At 71.5% G+C, this 24,527-nt stretch carries 21 protein-coding genes; 13 read left to right on the forward strand and 8 right to left on the reverse strand.

What is annotated here, in order from left to right; all coding sequences use genetic code 11:
* Nucleotides 1–261 precede the first annotated feature (261 nt).
* The 4 genes from AC0VYL_RS14080 to AC0VYL_RS14095 all read left to right on the forward strand — a co-directional run bounded on the left by AC0VYL_RS14080 (nucleotide 262) and on the right by AC0VYL_RS14095 (nucleotide 4,258).
* Complete coding sequence (locus AC0VYL_RS14080) at nucleotides 262–585, forward strand: hypothetical protein (RefSeq protein ID WP_475453109.1); 324 nt, start codon at nucleotides 262–264, stop codon at nucleotides 583–585.
* 10 nt (nucleotides 586–595) lie between these two features.
* Entirely contained in the window at nucleotides 596–1,126 is a 531-nt protein-coding gene (locus AC0VYL_RS14085; RefSeq protein ID WP_475453111.1) for a hypothetical protein, read from the forward strand.
* A 58-nt stretch (nucleotides 1,127–1,184) separates the two neighbouring features.
* Nucleotides 1,185–2,432 carry a tyrosine-type recombinase/integrase gene (locus AC0VYL_RS14090; RefSeq protein WP_475480391.1) on the forward strand — a complete coding sequence of 416 codons (1,248 nt, stop codon included), beginning with the start codon at nucleotides 1,185–1,187 and terminating at the stop codon, nucleotides 2,430–2,432.
* Between the two features lie 152 nt (nucleotides 2,433–2,584).
* Nucleotides 2,585–4,258, forward strand: coding sequence for a hypothetical protein (locus tag AC0VYL_RS14095; RefSeq protein ID WP_475480392.1), 1,674 nt, complete (start codon nucleotides 2,585–2,587; stop codon nucleotides 4,256–4,258).
* Nucleotides 4,259–4,354: 96 nt separating this feature from the next.
* On the opposite strand, the gene AC0VYL_RS14100 is transcribed toward AC0VYL_RS14095, so the two are convergent.
* Both AC0VYL_RS14100 and AC0VYL_RS14105 read right to left on the reverse strand, forming a co-directional pair.
* Nucleotides 4,355–4,894 carry a hypothetical protein gene (locus tag AC0VYL_RS14100; protein WP_475480393.1) on the reverse strand — a complete coding sequence of 180 codons (540 nt, stop codon included), beginning with the start codon at nucleotides 4,892–4,894 and terminating at the stop codon, nucleotides 4,355–4,357.
* Between the two features lie 220 nt (nucleotides 4,895–5,114).
* Nucleotides 5,115–6,593, reverse strand: a complete 1,479-nt coding sequence (locus AC0VYL_RS14105) for an amino acid permease (protein ID WP_475480394.1) — start codon at nucleotides 6,591–6,593, stop codon at nucleotides 5,115–5,117.
* Between the two features lie 282 nt (nucleotides 6,594–6,875).
* On the opposite strand from AC0VYL_RS14105, the gene AC0VYL_RS14110 reads away from it, so the two are divergent.
* The 3 genes from AC0VYL_RS14110 (at nucleotide 6,876) to AC0VYL_RS14120 (ending at nucleotide 9,682) form a co-directional block, all read left to right on the forward strand.
* Nucleotides 6,876–8,129 (forward strand): sensor histidine kinase, encoded by a 1,254-nt coding sequence (locus tag AC0VYL_RS14110; protein WP_475480395.1) that lies wholly within the window; start codon nucleotides 6,876–6,878, stop codon nucleotides 8,127–8,129.
* Nucleotides 8,126–8,809, forward strand: a complete 684-nt coding sequence (locus AC0VYL_RS14115; RefSeq protein ID WP_475480396.1) for a response regulator — start codon at nucleotides 8,126–8,128, stop codon at nucleotides 8,807–8,809. The genes AC0VYL_RS14110 and AC0VYL_RS14115 overlap by 4 nt, the downstream gene beginning before the upstream one ends.
* A gap of 78 nt (nucleotides 8,810–8,887) precedes the next feature.
* Nucleotides 8,888–9,682: a class I SAM-dependent methyltransferase gene (locus AC0VYL_RS14120; RefSeq protein ID WP_475453125.1), complete on the forward strand. Its 795-nt coding sequence runs from the start codon at nucleotides 8,888–8,890 to the stop codon at nucleotides 9,680–9,682.
* A 69-nt stretch (nucleotides 9,683–9,751) separates the two neighbouring features.
* Here the strand turns inward: AC0VYL_RS14120 and AC0VYL_RS14125 are convergent, their stop codons facing one another.
* The 3 genes from AC0VYL_RS14125 to AC0VYL_RS14135 are packed head-to-tail and all read right to left on the reverse strand — an operon-like array spanning nucleotide 9,752 to nucleotide 12,412.
* Nucleotides 9,752–10,543, reverse strand: a complete 792-nt coding sequence (locus tag AC0VYL_RS14125) for an alpha/beta fold hydrolase (RefSeq protein WP_475453127.1) — start codon at nucleotides 10,541–10,543, stop codon at nucleotides 9,752–9,754.
* An 8-nt stretch (nucleotides 10,544–10,551) separates the two neighbouring features.
* Nucleotides 10,552–11,373: an exodeoxyribonuclease III gene (locus tag AC0VYL_RS14130; RefSeq protein WP_475480397.1), complete on the reverse strand. Its 822-nt coding sequence runs from the start codon at nucleotides 11,371–11,373 to the stop codon at nucleotides 10,552–10,554.
* A gap of 40 nt (nucleotides 11,374–11,413) precedes the next feature.
* On the reverse strand, nucleotides 11,414–12,412 hold the full coding sequence (locus AC0VYL_RS14135; protein WP_475480398.1) for a tyrosine-type recombinase/integrase: 999 nt from the start codon (nucleotides 12,410–12,412) through the stop codon (nucleotides 11,414–11,416).
* A 105-nt stretch (nucleotides 12,413–12,517) separates the two neighbouring features.
* Between AC0VYL_RS14135 and AC0VYL_RS14140 the strand changes: the two genes are divergently transcribed.
* Complete coding sequence (locus AC0VYL_RS14140) at nucleotides 12,518–13,336, forward strand: sugar nucleotide-binding protein (protein WP_475480399.1); 819 nt, start codon at nucleotides 12,518–12,520, stop codon at nucleotides 13,334–13,336.
* 1,900 nt (nucleotides 13,337–15,236) lie between these two features.
* On the opposite strand, the gene AC0VYL_RS14145 is transcribed toward AC0VYL_RS14140, so the two are convergent.
* The gene (locus tag AC0VYL_RS14145; protein ID WP_475480400.1) at nucleotides 15,237–16,286 is read right to left on the reverse strand and encodes a hypothetical protein; all 1,050 of its coding nucleotides are present in this window, start codon (nucleotides 16,284–16,286) and stop codon (nucleotides 15,237–15,239) included.
* 170 nt (nucleotides 16,287–16,456) lie between these two features.
* Here AC0VYL_RS14145 and AC0VYL_RS14150 point away from each other — a divergent pair, with 170 nt between their 5' ends.
* Complete coding sequence (locus tag AC0VYL_RS14150; RefSeq protein ID WP_475453137.1) at nucleotides 16,457–16,990, forward strand: hypothetical protein; 534 nt, start codon at nucleotides 16,457–16,459, stop codon at nucleotides 16,988–16,990.
* Between the two features lie 395 nt (nucleotides 16,991–17,385).
* Here AC0VYL_RS14150 and AC0VYL_RS14155 read toward each other — a convergent pair whose 3' ends face one another.
* Complete coding sequence (locus tag AC0VYL_RS14155) at nucleotides 17,386–18,396, reverse strand: acyltransferase domain-containing protein (protein ID WP_475480401.1); 1,011 nt, start codon at nucleotides 18,394–18,396, stop codon at nucleotides 17,386–17,388.
* 192 nt (nucleotides 18,397–18,588) lie between these two features.
* Between AC0VYL_RS14155 and AC0VYL_RS14160 the strand changes: the two genes are divergently transcribed.
* Nucleotides 18,589–20,205 (forward strand): AMP-binding protein, encoded by a 1,617-nt coding sequence (locus AC0VYL_RS14160; RefSeq protein WP_475480402.1) that lies wholly within the window; start codon nucleotides 18,589–18,591, stop codon nucleotides 20,203–20,205.
* Between the two features lie 158 nt (nucleotides 20,206–20,363).
* Here AC0VYL_RS14160 and AC0VYL_RS14165 read toward each other — a convergent pair whose 3' ends face one another.
* Nucleotides 20,364–20,672 carry a 4a-hydroxytetrahydrobiopterin dehydratase gene (locus tag AC0VYL_RS14165; protein ID WP_475480403.1) on the reverse strand — a complete coding sequence of 103 codons (309 nt, stop codon included), beginning with the start codon at nucleotides 20,670–20,672 and terminating at the stop codon, nucleotides 20,364–20,366.
* Between the two features lie 633 nt (nucleotides 20,673–21,305).
* Between AC0VYL_RS14165 and AC0VYL_RS14170 the strand changes: the two genes are divergently transcribed.
* Genes AC0VYL_RS14170 through AC0VYL_RS14180 form a run of 3 tightly spaced genes read left to right on the forward strand, consistent with a single transcriptional unit; the run spans nucleotide 21,306 to nucleotide 24,522 of the window.
* Nucleotides 21,306–23,705: a sensor histidine kinase gene (locus AC0VYL_RS14170; protein ID WP_475480404.1), complete on the forward strand. Its 2,400-nt coding sequence runs from the start codon at nucleotides 21,306–21,308 to the stop codon at nucleotides 23,703–23,705.
* On the forward strand, nucleotides 23,705–24,157 hold the full coding sequence (locus AC0VYL_RS14175; protein WP_475453147.1) for a roadblock/LC7 domain-containing protein: 453 nt from the start codon (nucleotides 23,705–23,707) through the stop codon (nucleotides 24,155–24,157). Before AC0VYL_RS14170 ends, AC0VYL_RS14175 begins: the two co-directional genes overlap by 1 nt.
* Nucleotides 24,154–24,522: a DUF742 domain-containing protein gene (locus tag AC0VYL_RS14180; RefSeq protein WP_475480405.1), complete on the forward strand. Its 369-nt coding sequence runs from the start codon at nucleotides 24,154–24,156 to the stop codon at nucleotides 24,520–24,522. Before AC0VYL_RS14175 ends, AC0VYL_RS14180 begins: the two co-directional genes overlap by 4 nt.
* Nucleotides 24,523–24,527: the final 5 nt, after the last annotated feature.

A 24,527-nucleotide genomic window follows, 5' to 3' on the forward strand; every position in this document is an offset into this window, starting at 1 on the left:
ACGTTTTAGGGAGCACACCACGCCCGACCCGCGAGCGCCCGTCGCCTCGCGAGCGCGGGCCACGGCGTGCGCCACGAGGGAGTGTTCCGCGGATGCTTTGCCAGGCTCCTCCGAGCCCGCGCCCACCGGGTCGCGCGGCACGGCCACGGCCAGCCCGGCCTCGCCCCCGCACCGGTGAACACGACCCAGCCCACCCCCACACCCGTCGGTGGGCCACGCCGCCCTGGCCCGCCACCGTTCTCGAAAGGCACCACGGCCCCCGTGTCTGAACGTCCCTCCTCCTCCGGCGGTGGCCGCAACACCCGCCACCCCACCGGCATCCGCGTCGTCGTCATCGTCCTGGCCCTGCTCGCGTTGGCCCTGGGCCCCTTCGGCTACCTGATGGGCGTCGACGCCGACTCCCACGCCGGTTCGGCCGCCGAGTGGTTCACCCTGGCCTTCGGCGCGGCCGTGGGGCTGCCCTTCCTCGCCGCGGCCGTGGCCACCGTGGCGGGCGACCGCAGGGCCGCCCTGTGGTCGATGGCGCTGCTGATCTGGCCCGTGGTGTTCGTGGTGGTCATCCACCTGGCCGGGCTGGCCGGGTAGGCTCCCGCAGGTGTCACCCAAGAAACGCAACCGCCGCAAGCCCCTCCAGGGGCCGTCCGAGCCGAACCCGACCACCGAGACGGGCCGCGTCGAACCCGGGCACACCCCGGAGAAGCGCTCCGTCAGCCGCACCCCGGTCACGGTCGCCGACCCGCCCGACCGCAGGGTGACGGCCCTGTGGGTCGTCCTGTGGTCGTTGTGGGCCCTGGGCAGCCCCCTGGCCCTGCTCGCCCTGCTCCTGGCCGGACTCAACGCCTTCGACATGACCGCCGACCCGATCGACCCGGGCGCGGTGCCCGACCCGGGCCTGCTCGCCGAACAGGAGGCCCAGGCGGTGCGCGCCATCGGTACCGCGCTGATCTGGTTCCTGGTCATGGCCTGGGTCGTCCCGGCCGTGGGAGCCGTCACCGCCGCCGTGCTGCGCCGTAGGATGGCGGCGATCGCCTTCACCGTCGCGCTGGCCCTGTCGGTGGGGCTGCTCCTGCTCACCGTCTCCCCGGTCGAGTTGTGGGGAGCGCTCACCACCCACCTGCTCGGCTGACCCCCGCCCTCCGCACGCCCGCCCCGCCTGCCACCTCCGGGCCCCCACCCGGGTCACAATGGAACCCGTGGACACCACCGACCCCTCCCAGACACCCGAGCCCCGGGCCGAGATCGCCCTGCCCACCACCGTGCGCGCCCGCCTGGAACACCTGGACCACGGCGTCCTGGTGGACACCCGCGCCCTGGAACGGGTCCGTGAGCGCTTCGACACCGAGCAGGCGCACACCCTGGGCCGGTTCCTGGCCAACGCGCAGTCCCCGGCCACCCTGCGCGCCTACCGCGCCGACTGGACCTCCTTCGGCGCCTGGTGCCTGGCCGAACAGCGCACCTCCCTGCCCGCCGATCCCGTGGACGTGGCCGTCTACCTGGCCGCCTGCGCCGAACAGCGCGGTGAGGACGGCACCACCTGGGCGTTCTCCCCCTCCACCCTGGAGCGCCGCTCGGCGGCCATCGCCGCCGTCCACGGCGCCCACGGCCTGGACTCGCCCACCCGCGCGGAGGTGGTGCGCATGACCCTGCGCGGTATCCGCCGCACCCGCAGGGCCCGTCCGCGCCGCAAGGCCCCCGTGGTGCTGAGCACCCTGGAGTCGATGCTGGCGGTGCGCCCGCCCGAGGGACACCCCGGGGGCGTGGCCCGCAGGCGCGACGCGGTGCTGCTGCTCACCGGCTTCGCGGGGGCGCTGCGCCGCTCGGAGCTGGCCGGGCTGAGCTTCGACGACCTGGAGCTGCGCACCGACGCCGCCTCGGGGGCGCCCACCCTGGTGGCGTCGCTGTGGGCGACCAAGACCGACCAGGAGGGCAGGGCCCACCAACGGGTGGCGCTGCCCCGGGGGCGCCACCGCCTGACCTGCCCGGTGTGCGCGGTGGCCGACTGGTCGGCGCTGGTGGTGGTGCACCGCGACGGGGGAGCGGAGGCGGTGCGTACCTGGCTCGAACGCCCCCGGGTCCCCGAGGCCGCCCCCGCCCACTCCTGCCAGGAGCTGACCCGTCTGGAACTGGCCGACGGAACCGGGCGGCCGCTGCTGCCCGCCGTGGACCGGCACGGGCGCCTGGCGGAGAAGGCGATGACCCCCAAGGCCGTCGGCAACCTGGTCAAGCGCTACGCGGAACGGGCCGGTCTGGACCCCGACGACTTCGGCGGGCACTCCCTCAGAGCCGGGTTCGCCACCCAGGCGGCGCTGGGCGGGGCCAACGACCGCGAGATCATGCGGCAGGGACGGTGGACCAACGCCCAGACCGTCCACGACTACATCCGCACCGCCAACCCACTGGAGGACAACGCGGTCACCCGACTGGGCCTGTGAGCCCTCCCAGGGCGTGTGAGCTGCGACTCAACGGACACTCGCTCATCTCGAATCACCAACAAACCCACCAGCAACGCCTGATACAACCCGTTAAAGTGCGATCCTTCCCTGATGAGACATTAGGTTGGTTGCGTGAGAAAGGGGACGGACCCATGGTCGACGAGTTTCGCGCGGCATTCCAAGAACTGATCGACGCCTCCGTCGCCACCGACCCCCAACAGTTCCCACCCGCCGTCCACAAGGTCTACCTCCTGGCCTCCCAGATCCCCGCCTCGGAACGGGAACTGGCCCTGGAGGCCCTCACCCCGCTCCTCTCCGGAGACCACGCGGCCCCCGGCATCATCGCGGACCTGTCCGTCGTCGCCGGAGCCCTGGTCGAGATGGGCACCGACCCCGGCCCCGCCGGCGTCGAGATCCTCCACCGCCTGCGCACCATGGGCAAGGGCGCCATCGTCTTCGTCCGCGCCTGGGAACGCACCGGCGGCGGACCCCCGCCCGACCCCGACGCCGTCACCGCCGACGCCGAGGCACGCGTGGCCGCCGACCTGGGCCCCGACGCCCCCGCCGCCACCATGTGCTGGTGGACCATCCGCCGCCACGGCCTGGCCGCCCGCACCATGCTGGGCGAACCCGGCGTCCGCGCCCACATCCGACGCGGCCCCTCCACACACGCCGAACTCGTCGCCATCGCCAACCAGCTCAGCGACCAGCTCGACGAGTTCGACGAGGTACGCGCCCTGCTCCGCATGGCCGAGACCTCCTCCGCCCTGGTCATGGACCGCGCCTCCGGCCGCGCCTTCCGCGTCCGCTTCGACGGCATCAGCGACAACTTCCAACTCCACACCCTGCTCGCGGACGCCCTGATCGGCCCCCACGGCCAGGGACTGCCCGGCGACGCCCCCGACCCGCGCTGGACCGCCTCCTTCCGCGACGGCCCCGTCGATCCGGCCGCCCAGACCGTCTGGGGCTGGTGGAACCTGGTCGCCCACGACGGCGCCTGGGTCTGGAACGAGGGCGTGCCCGCCGAGATCCCCACCATCGACGGCGAACACGTCCTGGTCCTGGACGACCAGCCCTACCCGCGCTCCTGGAACGCCGGACGCCGCCTCCCGCACGTACGCGCCTGGCTCGAGGTCGACTCCGAACTCGACGCCGAGGAGGCCACCCTGTGGTGGAAGCGGGTGGCACCGGCCGAACCCGCCATCCCCGACCCCGACGCCCAGGACCACACACCCCTGCCCGAACCCGTGGTCCTGCACACCCCCGCCTCCGAGGCCCAACGCGTACGCGGGTTCGTCCCCCAGCTCACCACCGAGGACGAGGACCCGGAGGCGCAGCCCTCCGCAGCCGACCCCGGGCCCGCGACCACCCCGGCCACCCCGCAGGCCGTCACCGGACTCACCGACACCGCGGGCCCACGGACCGGCCTGCCCGCCACCGGGCACGAGGACACCACCCCGGACACCGGCCTCGTCGACGCCCCGCCCGACCGGTCCGCGCCCTCCGCCGCCTGGGATCCCGCCCCGGCGTACGAGGACGAGGACGGCGCGCACCACCCCGAACAGCGGGGGAGCGCCACCCCGGACCCGCGTGGGGACACCGTCCCGGCACCGGACGCGCACGCCGCCGACCCCGCGGGGCAGGGCACGGCCGACCTGCCCGACGAGCAGGCCCAGCCCGCCCCGTCGGCCCCGTCGGCCCCGAACACGGCCGGGCCGGGGGAGCGGGAACCCGCGCCCGCGCGCCCCGCGACCACCCCCACGGGGCTGCCCCGGATGCCGCGCGGGGTCTCCCAGAGCTCGGGCTGGGGTCCGGCCTGGCGCTGAGGGCCCCGACGGGACCGCGTACCCGCACACCGACGCCGTGGGGCCCGGGAGAGCACGCTCTCCCGGGCCCCACCGTGTTCGGGGCGGCCTCAGCCCTCAGGCGTCCTCCAGGCGGTGCCGGGGCTGGTGGTGGGCCGGGACCGGCTCGGAGCGGGTGGCGCTGGAGCGCGGCCGGTCGTCGTCGTCCTCGTCGTAGAGGCCGTCGAAGTACTCCTCCTTGGTGGGGCCGTCCTCGTCGTCGCGGACCCAGCGGGCGCCCACGAACACCGGAGCGGCCAACACCAACGTCAGGGGCACGAACACGCCCAGGGGCAGCAGAGTCAGGGCGCCCTCCACACCGGGCAGGACCGGCAGCCGCTCCAGCAGGTGCATGCGCAGCAGGGCGGTGGCGGTCGCACCGCCCAGGACCAGGGCTGCGGAGAAGGGCAGCATCGGGGTCAGGCGCGGCGGGACCGCGACCAGGGCCACCAGCAGGCCCACGCCCACCAGTCCGGCCAGCGCCACGGGACCGGTGCCCTGCAGCGCGTCGGCCTGGACCGCGTTCAGGCCCCGCAGGTGAGCGAACGCCCATCCAGTCACCAGGAGTAGGACCGGGCCCAGGATCAGGCCGGACAGGAAGCCGACGAAATGTCGCACGGGGGTGCTCCTCTCAGGGGTTGCGCAGCACCATAGCGACAAAAACGAAGTTCAGCACCATAACCACCAAGAGCGGCAACCCGGACACGCAGTGGTCACCGTCCCGTTCCCCGCCGCCCGACCCCACGCCACCGCGCCCCTCCCACACCCCCGAACGCGCCGCGGCGCCGCCCCCACACGGGGAACGACGCCACGACGACCAGGCACGGAACCGGTCCGCTCACTGCCCGGGGGAGCGGTCCTCACCCTCAGGCCCGGAGTCCCCGCCACCGGCACCCTCCCGGTCCTCGGACCCGCCAGCGGCGGCCGCCGCCGCGCCGGTTCCGGCCACCCGGTCCAACTCCTCGGGCGTGGCCCGCCCGTCCACGCCCAGCACCCGACGGCTGGGCGGGGAGGCACCGAACACGCGGCGCGCCTCGTAGGCCAGCACCGTCACCACCACGGCCGCCACCGTCGCCCACAGCGCCTGACGGTGCTCGGGCAGGGTCGCCATGGCCACGAAGATCGCCACCAACCCCAGCAACGTCACCCACGTCAGGTAGGGGAAACCCCACATCCGCAACGTGATCCGCTCGGGCGCGTTACGCCGCACCCGCGCCCCCACCACCAGCTGGGAGGCACAGATGGTCAGGAACAGCACCAGCAGGATCGCGCCGATGGAGGCCACCAGGAACGCGAACACCCGCCCCGGGAACAGGTAGTCCGCGACCACGGCCGCGTACCCCACCACGGTGCCCAACAGGATCGCCCGCACCGGCACCCCACGGCGGCTCGTGCCCCGGAGCACCCGGGGCGCGTCCCCCTGACGGGTCAGCATGAACAGCATCCGCGAGGAGGTGTACATGGCGGCGTTGAGCACGCTCAGCACCGCGATCAGCACCACGATCTCCATGATCAGCGCCGCACCGGGGATGCCCACCGTCTCCATGACCACCACGAAGGGACTGCGGTCCAGGTCCGTGGAGTTCCACGGCACGACCATCACCACCACCAGGATGGAGGCCACGTAGAACAGGCCGATACGCCACAGCACGTTGGTGATGGCCGAGGCCACACCCCGCTCCGGCTCGGCGCTCTCACCGGCGGCGATCGTGATGATCTCCACGCCGCCGAAGGCGAACAGCACCACCACCGTGGCACCGAGCACCGCCACCCAGCCGTTGGGCGCGAACCCGCCCAGGTCCCACAGGTGGGAGACGGTCGCCCCCTGCGCACCACTCCACAACCCCAACGCGTACAACCCGCCCACCAGCAGGAACACCACGATCGTGGCGACCTTGACCAGGGAGAACAGGGACTCGGTCTCGGCGAAGACCCGCACCGAGATCAGGTTGGCCACCGTCATGGTGAGCAGCACGATCAGGGCCAGCGCCCAGGGCGGCACGCCCTCGACCCACTGGCTCAGGATCGCGGCCCCCGCCACCGACTCCGCGGCCACCAGGACCGCGTACATCCACCAGTACAGCCAGCCGATCGCGAACCCCGCACGGGGACCGAAGGCCAACCGGGCGTAGTCGGAGAACGACCCCCCGGCCGGCACCGACACGACCATCTCGCCCAGCGCCCGCAGGGTCAGGAACACCAGCGCCCCGGCCAGCGCGTAGGACACCACCGCCGCCGGACCCGCGGTCTGGATCACCGCGCCGGAACCGATGAAGAGCCCCGCACCCACCGATCCGCCGATCGCGATCAGTGTCATGTGTCGGCGGCGCAGCGAATGCGCCAGTCCCGACCCGTCGTCTGTTTGTGTCGCCTCCGGGGGCGACGTCTCACTGCCTGTCACGGCCCCACCCTAGGACGCAAGGTTCATCACATTTCTCACTGACCCCACCAAACAACCCATGAACCGACAAATGTGAGGCAGACCACCCCACACATCCCCGATCCCACACCCGCGCCACCCACCACCCCCTTCACATCCTCCCCACACTCCCACCACAGAGGGAAGCGCACACCCACCCCGACGTGCCACCATCCACCCATGCGCCACCTCACCACCACCCTGACCCGGGCACTCCACCCCCTGGTCAGCGCCCGCACCCACCAACGCTGGGCCTACCTCGTCATCGGCGGCGCACTCCTGATGCCCTACCTCATGGCCTCCCTGGTCCTGAGCACCCTCATCACCCGCACCAACGCACCCACCCCCACCACCCTCGCCCTCACCCTCCTTATCGGCACCACCCTCATCACCGCCACCGCCCTCGTACCCGCCACACGCACCGGCCAACTCCACCTCGCCCGCGCCCTGCTCACCCCACTGCCCGACACCCCCACCACCGGCCGCTGGCGCACCGCCCTCTGGCTCCACCTGCACCTCGTCGTCGGCATGGCCGCCAGCCTGGCCACCATGACCCTGCTCACCGAAGCCGCCCTCCTGGCCGCCGCACCCCTGAACCCCACACCCCACCCCATCTCCCAGAGCCCCCTCACCCTCCACAGCGACGGCCCCCTCACCCACCCCGCCTGGGGACCCCTCCTCGCCCTGGCCTGGGTCCTCGCCCTGATCTACACCCTCGCCCTCACCGGCCACCTCCTCGCCAAAGCCGCACCCCACCTCCTCGGACCCACCCCCACCGACCGCCTCCACGCCGCCCACGCCCACGCCCACCGCCTCGCCGAACGCAACCGCCTGGCCCGAGAACTCCACGACTCCCTCGGCCACGCCCTGTCCGTGGTCACCCTCCAGGCCGCCACCGCCGCCCGCCTCATCGACACCAACCCCGGCTTCGCCCGCCAGGCCCTCACCCACATCGCGGACACCGCCCGCACCGCCACCGCCGACCTCGACCACGCCCTGGGGCTGCTGCGCGAGGACACCGCCACCCCCCGCACACCCCCGCCCGACCTGGGCGACCTCACCCACCTCACCCAGGCCACCCACCACACCGGCACCGACCTGACCTGCCACATCAACGGCGACACCACCCACGTCCCCGCCCTGCTCTCCCGCGAGACCTACCGCATCGCCCAGGAAGCCCTCACCAACGCCCTACGCCACGCGCCCCGCCAACCCCTCACCCTCACCCTGGACACCACCCCCGGCGACCTCACCCTCACCATCACCAACCCCCTGCCGCCCACCACCCCGCGCCTGCCCCGCCGCCGCAACTCCGGCCACGGCATCCAGGGCATGCGCGAACGCGCCCACCTCATCGGCGGCACCCTCACCGCCGCCCCCACCACCACCCACTTCCACCTCGCCCTGCACCTGAACTGGAACCAACACCCGTGATCACTGTCAACCTCGTCGACGACGAACCCCTCATCCGCGCCGGCCTGGCCGCCCTCATCAACGCCGAACCCGACATGGAGGTCACCGGAGAGGCCGCCGACGGCGCCGACGTCCCCGACCTCGTCCGCCGCACCCGCCCCGACCTCATCCTCATGGACGTGCGCATGCCCGGCCTCGACGGCATCCAGGCCACCCGCACCCTCCAACGCAGCCCCCACCCGCCCCGCGTCATCGTCGTCACCACCTTCGACAACGACGACTACGTGTGGGGAGCCCTACGCGCCGGAGCCCACGGCTTCCTCCTCAAACGCACCCCGCCCGAGGAGATCCTCGCCGCCGTCCGCCTGGCCCACCGGGGCGACACCCTGCTCTTCCCCACCGCCCTGCGCGCCCTGGCCGCCACCCAACCCGCCCATCCCACACCCGCCGCCCGAGCCGTCGCCACCCTCACCCAACGCGAGGCCCAGACCCTCACCCTCATCGCCCAAGGACTCACCAACGCGGAGATCGCCACCCACCTCCACCTGGGAATCCAGACCGTGAAGACCCACGTATCCCACACCCTGACCAAACTCGGCGTCCGCGACCGCACCCAGGCCGTCATCGCCGCCTACGACTCCGGCCTCATCCGCCCCGGCGGCCCGCCGCCCAAACCCACGACACACCCACGAAACCACTAACACACAGCAACAACACTGTTACTTTCGGCAATCAAAGGTGGTCCGACACAACACACACCACACCGGGGGAGCACACCCATGTCCACCGCGCCAACCATCGACCTCGACCTCATCACCACCCTCTACACCACCCACCGCGACGACCTCGCCCGCGTACGCGACCAACAACGCCAGCACTACGCCAACGCCGAACCCGCCATGACCCCCCAACTCGACGACCTCGAAGCCGAGATCACCTACCTCCTCCTCCGCCACCACCGCCCCGCCAACGTCGTCGAGATCGGCACCTACTACGGCTGGTCCACCTCCTGGATCCTCTCCGCCCTCCGCGACAACGGCACCGGCCACCTCCACTCCTTCGACATCGTCGACCACGCCACCGCCCACGTCCCACCCTCACTCGCCGACGACCGCTGGACCTTCACCAAAGGCGACGTCCGCGCCAAGATCACCCACATCCCCTCCAGCACCGACTACCTCTTCATCGACGCCGCCCACAACGGATGGTTCGCCCGCTGGTACATCCACCACCTCCTGCCCACTCTGCCCGCCCACATCCCCGTCAGCGTCCACGACGTCTTCCACCAGCGCTACGCACTGCCCTTCACCGAAGGCGCCGTCGTCCTCAAATGGCTCGCCAACAACACCACCGACTACTTCACCGCCTCCGCCGCCCGCGCACCCCACCACCACCAGGCCATCAACGACCTCAAAACCGAACTCGGCCTCGACACCCCCGTCCGCGACTCACCCCACAACCCCATGATCTTCTTCCGCCTGCCCGAACGCCCCCGCCCCGGCCAGGCCATCCCCAGCCCACCCCGCCCCCGCACCCACAACGACGACCCCACCCATGACCCCACCCACAGCTGAACACCACCCCACCCACCACAAAGGGGGCGGCGGGCCACCACGGCCCACCGCCCCCTTCACACACGACCCTCAGGTCCCGTCCGCCTCCAACTCCGACGGCGGCGCGTCCACCACACCCTCACGCGCACCCGAGTCCACCCCGGCCCGCGCCTCCCGCACCGACACCACATCAGCGGCGTCCGACACCATCCGCGAGAAGATCACCGGCTGATCCAGACTCACCATGTGCCCCGCACGCGGAACATTCACCAAACGCCCCTCCGCGCACGCGTCGAAGAACGCCTTCTCATGAATCCGGAAATGGTCCCGGGCCCCGTTCACCAACCACACCGGACCCTGATACGCCGACAACGCCGACAACGCGTCGATCTTCGCCAACTCGTCGATCACCGCCGTGGCCGACTCCACCGCCAGACCACCGTCCACCACCGCGTCAGCCGCACCATCACGCAACGTCAACCGATGGAACCGCTCGTTCACCGCCGCACCCTTGTCCGGCAACCGCTCCATCAACACCGCCGGAATCCGGTACACCTGCGCCAACGACTGATCCGGCTGCGCCGTACAACTCGCCGCCACCAACCCCGCGATCCGCCCCGGCGCCGCCCCCGCGGCAGCGATCGACACCATCCCGCCCATACTCAGCCCCACCAACAGGGCCCGACCACCCACCGAGTCGATGGCCTCCAACAACGTGTCCACCGCACGCCCCACCGAGAAGTCCTCACCCCGACGGGACCCGTGAGCCGGAAGATCAGGAGCCACCACCGTGCGCCCCTGCGCCTGCAGGAACTCCACCTGAGGCCGCCACATACTCGACGACGAACGCAAACCGTGCGCCAACACGATCGGAACACCCATCACCGCACCTACTTCCCGGCCCCGTAGGACACCGTCACCGGAGCATGGTCCGACCACCGCTCCTCACGGCTGGGATAACGCTCCACCCGCCCCGACAGTGCCCGAGCCGCCAACCCCGGCGTCGCCACCTGGTAGTCGATCCGCCACCCCGTGTCGTTGTCGAAGGCACGACCACGATAGGACCACCACGAGTACGGCCCCTCCTGGTCCGGATACAGGGCACGCACCACGTCCACGTACCCCGCCTCCCCGAACACCCGCGACATCCACGCACGCTCCTCCGGCAGGAACCCCGAGTTCTTCCGGTTCCCCCGCCAGTTCTTCAGATCCGCCTCGGTGTGCGCGATGTTCCAGTCACCGCACACCACCAACCCGCGCCCCTGCTCCTCCACACGCGCACGCCGCTCCACCAGGTAGGGCAGGAACGCCTCCATGAAGCGCTCCTTCTCCGCCTGACGCGGCGTGTCCACCTCACCCGAAGGCAGATACAGACTCGCCACACTCACCGCACCGAAGTCCGCCTCCACATAACGACCCGACTCCGCGAACTCCTCCACCCCGAACCCGACCCGCACCTCATCCGGCTCCACACGCGAGTACAGCGCCACCCCCGCACGCCCCTTGGCCTGCGCCGGGCACAACACCACATGCCACCCCCGCGGAGCCACCACCCCCTCCGGAAGCTGATCGGCCTCCGCCCGGGTCTCCTGCAAACACACCACGTCCGCCTCCGTGGCGGACAACCACGACCCGAACCCCGGATCCTTCTTCGCGGCCGCCCGCAACCCGTTGACGTTGACGCTGGACACAACAAAACTCGACTGGTTCACGCCCCACAGCGTAGCCACCCCCACCCCCCACACCGGCCCCTCAACCCGCGTCACCCACCTCCTCCCGCGCCAACCGCCGCAACACCCCATACGTCCGGTTCGACCCCGCCGCCTCACGCTGCGCCCGCGCCGTCACCTCGATGTAGGCCTGCGACGACGTCACCGACGCATGCCCCAACAGATGCATGATCTCGGTGACCGACGCACCGTCCTCCGCCAACCGCGTCGCGAACGTGTGCCGCAACGCGTGCACCAACGTCCCCCGCGCCACCCGATCGTTCACCCCCGCGTGCCGATAACACTGCTTCACCAGGTACTGCAACCCGCCCCGACGCAACCCCTCACCCCGGTTGTCCACCAACAACGGATCAGCCCCCCGCACCGGAGCGTCGAACCGCACCCGACGCGACTCCAGGTAGGCCTCCAACAACGCCTCCAACGGCACCTCGATGGGCAGCACACGCTCACCACCGCCCTTGCCCACCACCCGGATCCGCCGCTCACCCGGCCGACCACCCAACGACTCCACCCGCAACGACAACATCTCCGCCGACCGCATCCCCGTCAGCAACGCCAACGCCAACACCGCCAGATCCCGCTCCGGCCACGGATCACGCGCACGCCGTGCCCCCCGCGCCAACGCCTCCAACAACCGCTCCGGAGTGTCCTCACCCATCAACGGCTTGGGCCCCGAAGGCCTCACCCGAGGCCGGGGGACCGCCGACATCGGATTCCCCGCCACCACCCGCTCCGACACCCAGAACGCGAAGAACCCGTTCCACGTCGACCACGCCCGCAACACACTGGAGGCCGCCCGCTCCTCAGCGAAGTCCGCGAACGCCTCCCGCAACACCCCCGCCTCCAACTCGGCCAACCCCACCCCGCCCGGATCACGCCCCAACGCCCGCCCCACACACCCCAGCACCCCCACCAGGTCACGCCGGTAGGCCGCCACCGTGTGCGGCGAGGGCTTGGCGGCCCGCCGCGCCACCAGATACCGCTCGATCGCCCGCTCCACCGACACCGCATCACCACTCATGCCCCCAGCATTCCCGATCCCGGCCCCCACCGCGCCCCCAGACCCACCCCGGCCACCGAAGCCCACCACCCCGCGGGGGAGGGGACGCCGCAGTAACGTACGCCCATGACCCTCCTCATCGTCGGCGCCACCGGCCACCTGGGCTCCCAACTCCTCACCCAGGCCACCCGCACCGGCCACACCGTCACCGCCACCCACCACCGGCGCCCACCGACCAACCACCACCCCCACGTCCACTGGACACCCCTGGACCTGCGCTCCCACCACCAGGTCCACACCCTCGTCACCACCCTCGAACCCACCGCCATCATCAACACCGCCTCCCGACAACAGGACTGGCCCACCACGGCCCAGGGCCCCGCCCACCTCGCCCGAGCCGCCGCCACCACCGGCGCCCACCTCGTCCACGTCTCCAGCGACGCCGTCTTCTCCGGCCGCGCCCCCAGCTACGACGAAACCGCCCACCCCGACCCCCTCACCCCCTACGGAGCCGCCAAGGCCGCGGCCGAAACCGCCGTCACCGCCCTGCACCCCACCGCCGCCATCGCCCGCACCTCCCTGATCCTCGGCGACGACTCACCCCACGAACACCGCGTCCGCGACCTGGCCACCGGCGCCGCCACGGGCGCCCTGTTCACCGACGACCTCCGCTGCCCCGTCCACGTCCACGACCTCGCCGCCGCCCTACTGGAGCTCACCGCCCCCACCCACACCGGCATCCACCACCTGGCCGGCCCCGACGCCCTGAGCCGCCACGAACTGGGGGTCCTCATCGCACGCCACCGGGGCCTGCCCACCGCCCTGCCGCGCGCACGCCGCGCCGAGGTCGGACCACCCGGACCGCTCGAACTCCGCCTGGACTCCACCCGCACCCAACGGCGCATCACCACCACCCTGCGCGGCGCCCGCGACTTCCTCACCTGACCGGCTCCGCACCCTCCAGGACCAGCGCCTGTGCCTGTACCGACCCCGGCGATCGTCCACGAGGACCGGGTGCCCGCCCAACGTCCCGGCCACCGACGACGGGCGCCCCACCGGCGTCCTGGACTGGAGCCTCCGCACCACCGTGGGAGATCGTCTGTGGGACACCGTCGGCCGGGCCGGTGGGCGGGGGAGGGCGGGGAGGACCGGTGGCGGGACGTCGTCGCCGGGCCGCGTACGGGGTGGGTGGCGGCGGCCAACGCCCACGCGGAGGTGGGGAGGGTGTCCACTTCTGCTGATGTGTACGTACGTCCAAACGACCTGACGTGCGCACCGCACGAGGGTGAGAGCGTCGACGTCGGGGGAGTGGCACCCCGTTGTCCCTAGCTGACCTGCGAAGATTCCAGCCTTCGGAATGCCCTTGGCGCTGGAGGGTGCAGGCCCGGGACGCAGAACAGGGGAGTGGTGGCGGATGTGTACGGGCGTTCAAGGGTCGACTGACGCACCCCACCAGGGGAACAGGTGTTCGATGGAGAGTCCGCCCCGCCGAGGGTGATGCCCACCGGAGGGAGCGGGGTGCAGAAACCGACACGGAGCATACCGCAAGTCATTTCGGTCATGTGTCGCCAAACAACCGCAAAAGGATGCATAACACCGTTTATGCATGAAACATGGAGAGGTCGCCACCCAGAAGGGGCCCTGAAACCGGACCATGCCCACCTGCAAAAACCGCAGGTCAGAGACGCACACCCCTGAGGCAGCGGACGGACCCGTGAGCACCCCCAGTCATGCAGACGACCCCTTGGACGGACACGTGCAGGGGATCGTACTCGGACCGGCACATGAGGGGCTGCCAGGAGCCAGGACAGCAGATCCGATCGGATTCGCAGACCACACCCACGGCAACAGGACCATTGGCCTGGGGATTCTCGGCGACAGCCCAGGCAAGCTCGAACTCGCCGGAGCCGCACCGAGGACGCCGACCGGACGCACCCACGTGCCGACCTGCCGGACGGCCGCCCATGAGGGCGAACACGCACATCAGGAACCTGAAGCGGTCCGAGACGTTCGCTCCACGCACCGAAGAGCGACGTTGTCCACAGGCGACAGCCCCAGGAGTTGCCAGAGCGGGCCCGTGAGGAGCACGCTCGAATTCGGGGGCTTCGGGCTCCGCCAGCGGACGCTCACAGCGCCCCCGAATCGACGCTAACCCGAGAACGCCCACGCCCGCCAGTGCACACGAGCCTCCTGTGGACAACACGTCCCGCCGCAGCGACGCCGCACAGCCCAGCACCCGCCAACGAGCCTTCGCGATCTCCGCACCCAGGCACCCGAAGGCTCCCGGCTGCCCGATCCACCCTCGGCACCGGTTCCCGGCGGCCAGCCAGGGCCCGGAGGCGCCTTCCAGGACCCCCAGAACCCGCTCAGGGCGCGAGAACCCCTTCCCCACAGGCATTCCCACACCGCCGATAATGCACATTATGTCAAGTAGAGTGCTCGGAGGGCTCCCCGCAACCACCAACACCCCCCGTCCCACCTAAGAAACGGGCAGATCCGCCCAGGCGCCCCACACCCCGCCCCACACCCCGCCCCACACCCCGCCCGAGGCCCCCAACCAAGCCCCCGCCCATCACACCGCCACGGGCCACCAACGCCCGCTTCCCACCCCACCACCAACATCACGCACCGTCACCCCGGGCACACGACGACCCCATCCACACCGCACCCCGACCACGCACAGCCACCCCCACGCCCCATCACCCACCGCACACACCACCTCACGAAGCGCCCGCGCCCAGCCGACCATCACCGGGCCCCGGCCCTCAGCCCCCGGCACGGCCGAACCCGGACTCCCCCACACCAACACACCGGCCGCGCCCATCCACGAGGCACCCCACACCGCTCACAGCACATCCCTCACCAACACCTGCGCATCCTCGCCCTCCACCGCCCGCACCTGCTCGGCCAACCCCACCATGTCCAGGTCGGGCATCTCCATCCTCGGAGTCCCGTCCTTCTCGGTGGGCACATTCGCCACCAGGTACGCCACGAGCCCTTCCTCGACCTCCACCCACGCGCTCATCCGCGGCACCGGGCGGTCGGATCCGTCGTACACCGTCACCGACCCGTGCCGCTCACACGAGTCCCCCTCTCCGTCCGCGCAGCCCATCCGCGCCGGAACTCCCGACTCCCCCGCGTCCTCCACGAGGGTTTGCACCTTCAACTGAAACCCCTTCTCACCCACCACCCCGCGCGCGGGTACGTAGGCGATCTCCACCGGAACCTCGTCGTCGTCCCGTACATAGACCGACACCGGCTCCCACCCCGGAGCCTCCAACACCGCGACCGGATGCCCCAGCGCGGCCACCTCACCAGAGAGCTCCTGGTTCTGACGTACGTCCTCGACACGCTTCTGACCCCAGGACACCCCCAACACGACGGAACACAACGCCATCACCACACCCACAGCGAGCACCGACCGTGCACGCCCAGGCCGCAACGACCACACCACCGCCGCGCCCGCCAACGCCGACACCAGGCTTCCCAACACCACCCCCACCAGGGAGAACCGCTCCGCCACCACCCACTCCAACCGCAGGTACCCCACCCACAGCACTCCCACCACAGCCACGCACACCACCAGTGGAAGCTCCCACGGCCGCACCGACCCCCGGCGCCACATCCACGCCCCGAACCCGTACACCGATCCCATCGACAACACCAGACCCACCAGGAACAGAAACGCGGTCAGCCCGTCGTCGCTGTCACCGAACGCACCCAGCAGTACCGTGAACGGCACCACCAGCGACAGCAGCGGGGCCAACCACAGCACCCACCCCAAACCCACCAACTCCGGCGCGCCCTCACCGGGCACCGCCTCCTCACCCACCGCACCGGGTCCGACGGGGTCCGGGTCCGGCACGTTGCCCTGGTCTCCGGGATCGGTACTCAACAGCGGTTCTCCTCACGACTGGGGGACGTCCCTGGGTCCGATGCCCCACCCGGGCCCAAGGTTCACGGACGACTCCCCCGCCCGCGTCCGCACGCCTACACTCGAAGACGCACCCCAGAACCCGCGTGCCCCACCCGCCCCCGGGGCACCACCACGAGCTTTGGCAGGTCATGGACGACAGCCACCACCCCCACCCCTCACCCGGTCACCGGTACCTCGCCACGCTCTCACTGCGCCGCACCCTCACGGCCGCGCGTTCCCTCACGCACGACACCGCCGACACACCCCGGGGCCTGCCACTGCGCCTGCTCGTGCTGGGCATCGCCATCGCCCTGGCCGCCACGACCACCACCCTGTGGCCCCTGGTCCCCTGGCTGCCCTGGTGGGCCCTGGCCCTCACCGCGCCCCTGGCCGCCGCCCCGGCCTTCCTCGCCGGCACCATCGCCATGACACCCTTCCTGGTCTCCACCACCCGAGCCGCCCAGGGAACCCCGACCGGCCACGACTGGGCTCCCCCCACCGCCCTGACCTTCCTGGCCTGCGTCATCCCACTCCTGTCGCCCCTGCCACCGTGGAGCAACACCCTCACCCTGTGGGCGCTGCTCACCACCGCCGCCCTCGTGAGCACCTACCGGGCCCTGCCCGCCCTGGGCCGCGACATCGACCTCGAGCGGGCCCGTTCCGACTGGGACACCCCGGACTGAAACCCGAGGGGCAGCCGACCCCCCGTACCCGACCCGGTCGTCCCTCCGGAACAGTCCGCGTCGCGGTGAGGACCAGCCCCTGTCGACCACCCGCCGGGCCTGCTCCGCGTCACCGCACGCGCCCCCCATCGGCCACTCCCGCATCTCAGCCCCCTCAGAGGTCCTCGTCAGCGGAGAGCCAGCGAAGCCCGTGGGCACCGCCCCCCGCAGCCGCAGCACCATCCCGCACACCCGCGGACGAACCACCCCGCCCGCCCGACACGACAGGGGACACCGGCGGCATCCACACGAACGGTGCTGACGTCCCCCACCCCAGACACCGCGCAGGACGGATCCACACCTCCACCAACACGAAAAGGGGCCCACCCCACAGGGCAGGCCCCACACTCACGCGATCACGGCAGCCGCAACCACCCCGTGCACACCCTCAACCCCGCACCCGACTCCAACCGCTCCAACGCCGCACGCTCCAACCGGGTCCGACGCGGCGCCCGCTCCACCTCCACCCGAGGCATCCCGAACACGAACCGGAACACGTCACCCTCCCCCGGCGAACCCTCGTCGACCAACGTGAACCTGCGCTGGAACCGCACGATGTTGGATTCCTCCCCCAACACCCGCCCCCACCACGGGTCCAACAACCACGACGTACACGTGGCCACCAACGGATCCAACCCCAACTGCTCCCGCGCGAACGGCCCCGCCAGCGCCAACGCCTCACTCACCGCGTCCGGGTCCAACCCACCCGAGGGGATGTGCAGCCGCAGCACAGGGTCACCCGGCGCCAACCCCGCGCCCAGCGCGGCGGCCTCCTCCTCGGAGTACCAACGCACCGGCCCCTGGTCCCCCAACAGCGCCGGCTCCAGCTGGAGACCCCCCACCCAGAACAACCGCCCACGGAACTGCGCCGCCACCCACGCCGCCGTCTCCAGACTCAACCGGCCGAACAACCACCGCGACCGCCGCACCTGCACACCCACGTCAGCCAGGGACGCCACCGTCACCGACCGGTCGATCCCCCGCGAGGCGTGCCGCCGCAGCTGCTCCGGAACCATCGCCGCGAACGCCCACAACGACGCCACCCGCACCCGCGCGTCCTCGGCACCCACCAACGTCGGCCAGGGCCGCCACACCCCCACCGGCAGGTCCGCGTCCGCCCACAACCGCCGGTACATGCACCCGACCAGATACCACAGCTCCTCGGGCCACCCCTCGCCCGGCCACGACGCCTCCAACTCCGCACGGTCGTCGTCGGCCAGGACGAACATGTCCAACACCTCGGCGGCCTCAACCCCCGAGGGAACCCTCAACCCCACCTCCGGCTCCGGCAACGCCTCGCAGGCCTCCAACCACTCCCGCACACCAACGTCGAGCCCGAACCGTTCCACCACACGCGCACTGTCCATGCGCACATCCTGTCGCCCCCACCCACCCCAAGGGAAGAAGCACACCAACCCCAAACACCCCAAAACCACCGAACCGACCCCGGTTCACCCACCCCCGATGAGACCAGACCCACAACACGCCACCGCGTGCGCATAGTGTTGTGGTAACCCACCAAGCAACACCACACCCACCGAAAACGAGGAACACCACCGATGTCCGACCCAGCGCAACTCCTGCGCGACTGGATCGCCACCTACGACACCCCCACCACGTCGGTGGCCCACCTCCTCTGCGACCGCCACGACCCCCACACCATCGCCACCACCGAAATCGGCCCCACCCTCGAACCCACCACCCTCACCTACGGCCAACTCCGCGAACGCTCCCAAACCCTCGCCACCGGACTCGCCCACCACGGCATCCAACCCGGCGACCGCATCGCCACCCTCATCCCCAAGGGCATCGACCTCACCATCACCGCCCTCGCCACCTGGCGCCTCGGCGCGGTCCTCGTCCCCCTCCTCTCCTCCTTCGCCCCCTCAGCCATCACCCAACGCCTCACCGACTCCCGCACCCGCCTCGTCATCTGCGCCGACGAATACCGCACCAAACTCGACCCCACCCCCCACACACCCACCCACCCCACCTGGACCATCGCCACCACCGGACCCCAACCACTCCGCGACGGCGACCACACCCTCACCACCCTCAGCCAACACCCACCACACACCACACCCCACACCACCACCGGCAACGGCGACATCGCCACCGTCTACGTCTCCAACCTCATCGGCCCACCCCGAGGCGTCCGCGTCCCCGCCCGCGCCCTGTCCGCCATGCACGCCTACCACCACTTCGGCCTCGGCGTACACGACGACGACGTCTACTGGAACACCGCCGACCCCGGCTCCGCCTACGGCCTCTACCACGGCCTCATCTCCCCCCTCCTCGCCGGACACAACTCCCTCGCCCTCCGCGCCGGATTCTTCGACCCCGAACTCACCCTCGACGTCCTCGGCCTCCACCAGGTCACCAACTTCGCCTCCGACCCCACCACCTACCGCACCCTCCGCGCCGCCACCAAGACCCTCCCGCCCGAGATCGTCGTCCAACGCCTCGCCAGCGCCGGAGAACCCCTCTCCCCCGACGTCATCGACTGGGCCACCGACCTCTTCGGCATCCCCGTCCGCGACCACTACGGCCAGACCGAACTCGGCTGGTGCGCCGGACTCCCCAACGGCGACCTCCCCGACCCCGCCACCACCGCACCCCCCGGAGCCATCGGCCCCGCCCTCCCCGGCTGGGACATCCGGGTCCTCGAAGCCATCACCGACGAACCCGCCCCCCTGGGCGCCTACGGCCGCATCGCCATCGACCGCGCCCACAGCCCCCTCGACTGGTTCGACGGCTACCTCGGCTACGAGAACACCGCCGACATTCGCTTCTCACCCGAACGCACCTACCACCTCACCGGCGACACCGGCATCATGGACCGCCAGGGCAACCTGCACTTCTCCACCCGCGACAACGGCGCCATCATCACCCGCAGCTACCGCATCGGCCCCACCGAGGTCGAAGCCGTCCTCAACACCCACCCCGCCGTCGACGAAAGCGGCGTCTACGCCATCCCGGACGATCTCGCCGGGCACCTCGTCGGCGCCCGCGTCGTCCTCGCCCCAGGACACACCGGCACACCCGAGCTCGCCGAGGAACTCCGCGAATGGGTCCGCGCCCGCTTCGCCCCCCACGCCGCACCCCACACCGTGGACTTCATCGACGAGCTCCCCCGCACCGCCTCCGGCAAGATGCGCAGAGCCCGCCTACGCTGAACGCCCGGCGCCCCCGCCCGGACCCCCAGGGACCGCACGGCCGGGGGCTCCCCGACGGCGCACCGCAGGAGACCGTGGGCCAGGACACCGGCCACACGGCCACACGCGTCCCCGCGACCGCGGTCAACCAGGGTGAGCCCGACAGCGCGAGGCGCGCCTCACTCGGCCACCCACGCCGTACCCTCCACCAACTCGTCCACCCGGGCCGCCAAAGCCATGTCCTTCTCCGTCACACCGCCCTCGTCGTGCGTACTCAACGCCAACCGCACCGTGTCGTAACGGACGTCGATGTCCGGATGGTGCCCCGCCTGCTCGGCCGCCTGCGCCACCTCGTTCACCAACGCCACCGCCTCCAGGAAACCCACCAACCGCACCGAACGACAGATCACCGCCCCCTCGGAGTCCCACTCCCAACCCGCCAACCGCTCCAACCCGTCACGGATCTCTTCCTCACTCAGAACAGCCATCGCTTCCCCAACTCACTCACTGCGAACTCCGTCCCCGCCCCCTTACCCACACTGCCCCCACCCACAACACGAGAAGGCCCCGCCCAGAACGGGCGCAGGGGGCAGTTCCGGGCCGGGTGACCGGGCCGGGTGAGCCGTGGGGCTCGATCCGGGTTCACCGTTGGCGGTTCGAGCGCCGAGCACGGTTCACGGACGGCCCGTTCCCCTCCGTGGGTGATCCCTGACCGAGGGTGCCGGTTTCGGTGCCAATCGGTGAGTGGCCGGAACCGGCCGCTCCCCCGCGCGTCACCAACGGGGGACGCCCCCTACGCCGAGCGGCCTCCCCCGGGACGCGCCGGACACGGCGAACCCCGGGTTGTTCGGTGCGGCGTGAGCCGCTCCTTTGTGGTGTTGGTGTTGCTTTTCCCTGAAAGGACGCGGCACCTTTACGACGTAGATTTATAGAGATCGTGACGACACGCCTCTGGTAGCCCCGCGAGATGACCTGGGTCCTTACCGTCACATCCGTATCCGGCCACCCCGCAAACCTTGCAAATCCCCCCTCAGAGCGGTTAGCTCTGGGAAACCCCACCCCCTCTCCCCCACAGGCTGACCCCCGCAGCCACGCGCGCCCCTCCCCCCGGAAGCGAGCCCATGCCCATCGAGAAGCGCTCCTCGCTTCGCGCCCGCATGGTCAGCCTGGTGCTCATCCCCAGCACCGCCCTGCTGGCCCTGTGGGCGGTCCTCAGCACCGTCCTGGCCACCGACATCCGGGACCTGAACGCCACCACGGCCTTCATCGACGAGGTCGGCCAGCCCGTCGTGGACGTGGTCACCCACCTCCAGTGGGAGCGGCGCGCCACCATGGCCACCACCCACCGGCCCACGCGCGGCGCCCTGGACCAGCTCGACGCCGCCCGGGACGCCACCGACCGGAGCGCCCGCGACCTCGACCGGGCCCTGAGCCGGTACGGCCGCGGTGACCTGCCCCGCGAGGTCCTCGCCCTCCAGGGCCAGCTCAACCTCCTGGAACGCCACCGCACCGAGGTGGTCGACGACCTGGAACCCGAGGTGGACGCCCTGGAGGTGGCCGCCCAGCCCTACCACCGCATGATCGAGTCGGGACTGGAGATCTGGGACGCCCAGGTCGACCGGACCGACGTCGCCCTCTCCCCCCACCTGCGCTCCCTCACGTCCCTGCTGCGCTCACGCGAGTACCTCAGCCAGCAGGACGCCGTCCTGACCCACTCCGTCGCCACCGGCTCCTTCACCGCCCAGGCCCACACCCGGTTCGCGTCCGCCGCGGGCGCCCAGCGCCACACCTGGACCCAGGTGGAGCCCGCCACCGGCAGCCAGCGCAGCCAGGACTACACCGAGCTCAACGGCTCCTCCCAGAAGCGTTCCGTGTACAGCCTCCAGGACATCGTCATCGGCAACCCCGGCGGACCCGACGCCCGCGTACCGGTCGACCCCCATAGCTGGAGCGACGCCGCCGGAGACCTGGAGGAGCGCCTGCGCGCGGTCGAGCGCACACGGATGGCGCAGATCGTCGAGACGGGCCACGCCCACTCCCGTGACCTGCTCCTGAGCGTGCTGCTCATGAGTGTCCTCGCCCTGGCGGTGGCCCTGGCCTCGGTCGTGGTGGCGGTGACCGGTTCGCAGCGCCTGGGGCGCAGGCTCCAGGACCTGCGCACGCACACCCTGCACCACGCCCGGTTCCGGCTGCCACAGGTGACCGCGCGGCTGCGCGCGGGCGAGAGCGTGGACGTGGACGCGGAGGCGCCCCGCCTGAAGGGTGGGCGCCGTGACGAGCTCGGGCAGGTGGCCGAGGCGTTCGACGACGCGCAACGGGCCGCGGTGGTGGCGGCGGTGGAGGAGGCGCAGGTCCGGGCGGGGGTGCGCAACGTGTTCCGGAACATCACGCGGCGGACGCAGTCGTTGGTGCACCGTCAGCTGTCGCTGTTGGACCGGTTGGAGCGGACCGAGACCGACCCCAAGGTGTTGGAGTCCCTGTTCCGGATCGACCACTTCAGCACGCAGATGCGCCGCAACGCCGAGAACCTGATGCTGCTCAGCGGTGACCGGCCCTCCCGTCCTGGGGGCGGGTCGGTGGGGTTGCACGAGGCGGTGCGGGCCGCGGCCGGTGAGATCGAGGACTACGCCCGGGTGCGGGTGCTGGCGCTGCCCCGGGTGTCGTTGCCCGGTGAGGCGGGGTCGGATCTGGTGCGGTTGGTCGCGGAGCTGTTGGAGAACGCGGCGTCGTTCTCGCCCCCGGGGACGGAGGTGTCCGTGAGCGGTCGGACGCTGGAGGGCGGCGACTGTCTGGTCGAGGTCGAGGACGAGGGGTTGGGCATGACCGTCGGCCAGCTGGAGTCCGCCAACGCGTTGCTGGCCGAGCCGCCCCGGTTCGATCTGGCGCGGATGCGGGAGGACTCCCAGCTGGGGTTGTTCGTGGTGGCGACCATCGCGTCGCGGCACGGGTTCGTGGTCGAGCTGCGGGCCTCGCCGTACCAGGGCACGCGGGCGCAGGTTCGTCTCCCGGAGCGGGTGCTGGTGGCGCGCGAGGGCCCGACGGGGCCCCTGCGCCGCGCGGATCTGGTGGGTCCGAGGAGCGGTGGGGACGCCGTGGCGGACGGGGAACCTCCCTCCCCCGGACCGGTCTCCGTGGTGCCGAACGTCGGCGCTCCGGCGCTGGACCGGCGGGTGCGCCCCGGGAACGACGGCGGCCTCGGCGGTGAGGACGGGCGGGAGGGAGCGGGTGGGCCGGTCCCCTCCTCCACCGCGGGTGGGACCTACATGGGGTTGCCCGTGCGTCAGCGCCGACGGGCGGCCCCTCCCCCGGCCCCGGGTGTGGCCGAGGTCGGGAGCGGCGACGAGGCCGGTTCCGGGGCTCCCGAGGTCACCGGGGGGCAGCGGTCGCTGTCGGAGATCAGGTCGATGATGAGCTCCTTCCAGGCCGGTACGGAACGCGGTCGCGCGGAGTCCTCCGGTGCTGGGTTGGCGGAGGGTGCGCCCGAGCAGGGGACGCGCCACGGTGAGAGTGCGGAAGGGTGATGTCGGTGTCGGCTGGGACCACGGCTGAGGGTCGGAACGGCGTGGACGGGGCGTCCGCGGGGCAGAGGCTGGACTGGTTGATGGGCGACCTGGTGGAGCGGGTGGCGGGGGCGCGGCAGGCGCTGCTGTTGTCGGCGGACGGGTTGCCGTTGTCGTGTTCGGCGGGTGTGGGGCGTGAGGAGGGTGAGCGGCTGGCGGCGATCGCGTCGGGGTTCGCGAGCCTGGCGCGGGGCGCGCGTGCGCAGGTGGGCGCGGCCGAGGTGCGCCAGTGCGTGGTGGAGATGGACAACGTGTTCTTCTTCGTGCTGCCCGCCGGGCAGGGGGCTCAGCTGGCGTTGGTGGCCGACGCCTCGTGCGACATGGGGCAGGCGGCCTTCGAGGTGAACCGTCTGGTGCGGCAGGTGGGGCCGTACCTGTCGGCGTTGCCCCGGAGGCGGGGAGGTGAGGGATGAGTCCGGGGCCTGCGGAGGAGGGGTGGTCGGCCGAGTCGAGTCTGATTCGCCCGTACTCGTTGACGGGGGGTCGCACGCGTCCCTCGCGGTCGGACTTCTCGATGACTTCGCAGGTGGTGGCGGTTCCGTCGGTGGAGCGGCGGGAGGTGGACCCGGAGTTGGAGCTGATCCTGTCGCTGTGTGCGCGGCCGGTGTCGGTGGCGGAGGTGGCTTCGCGTTCGGGGTTCGCGTTGGGGGTGTTGCGGGTTCTGTTGGCGGATCTGTTGGATCAGGGTCTGGTGGTGGTGCACACCTCGGACTGGGAGAGGCAGCGGCCGGACGCGCGGACGTTGCGTTCCGTGCTGGAACGCATCCGGGAGTTGTGAGGTGT

It is taken from the genome of Nocardiopsis sp. iso_238 (genome assembly GCF_056173325.1).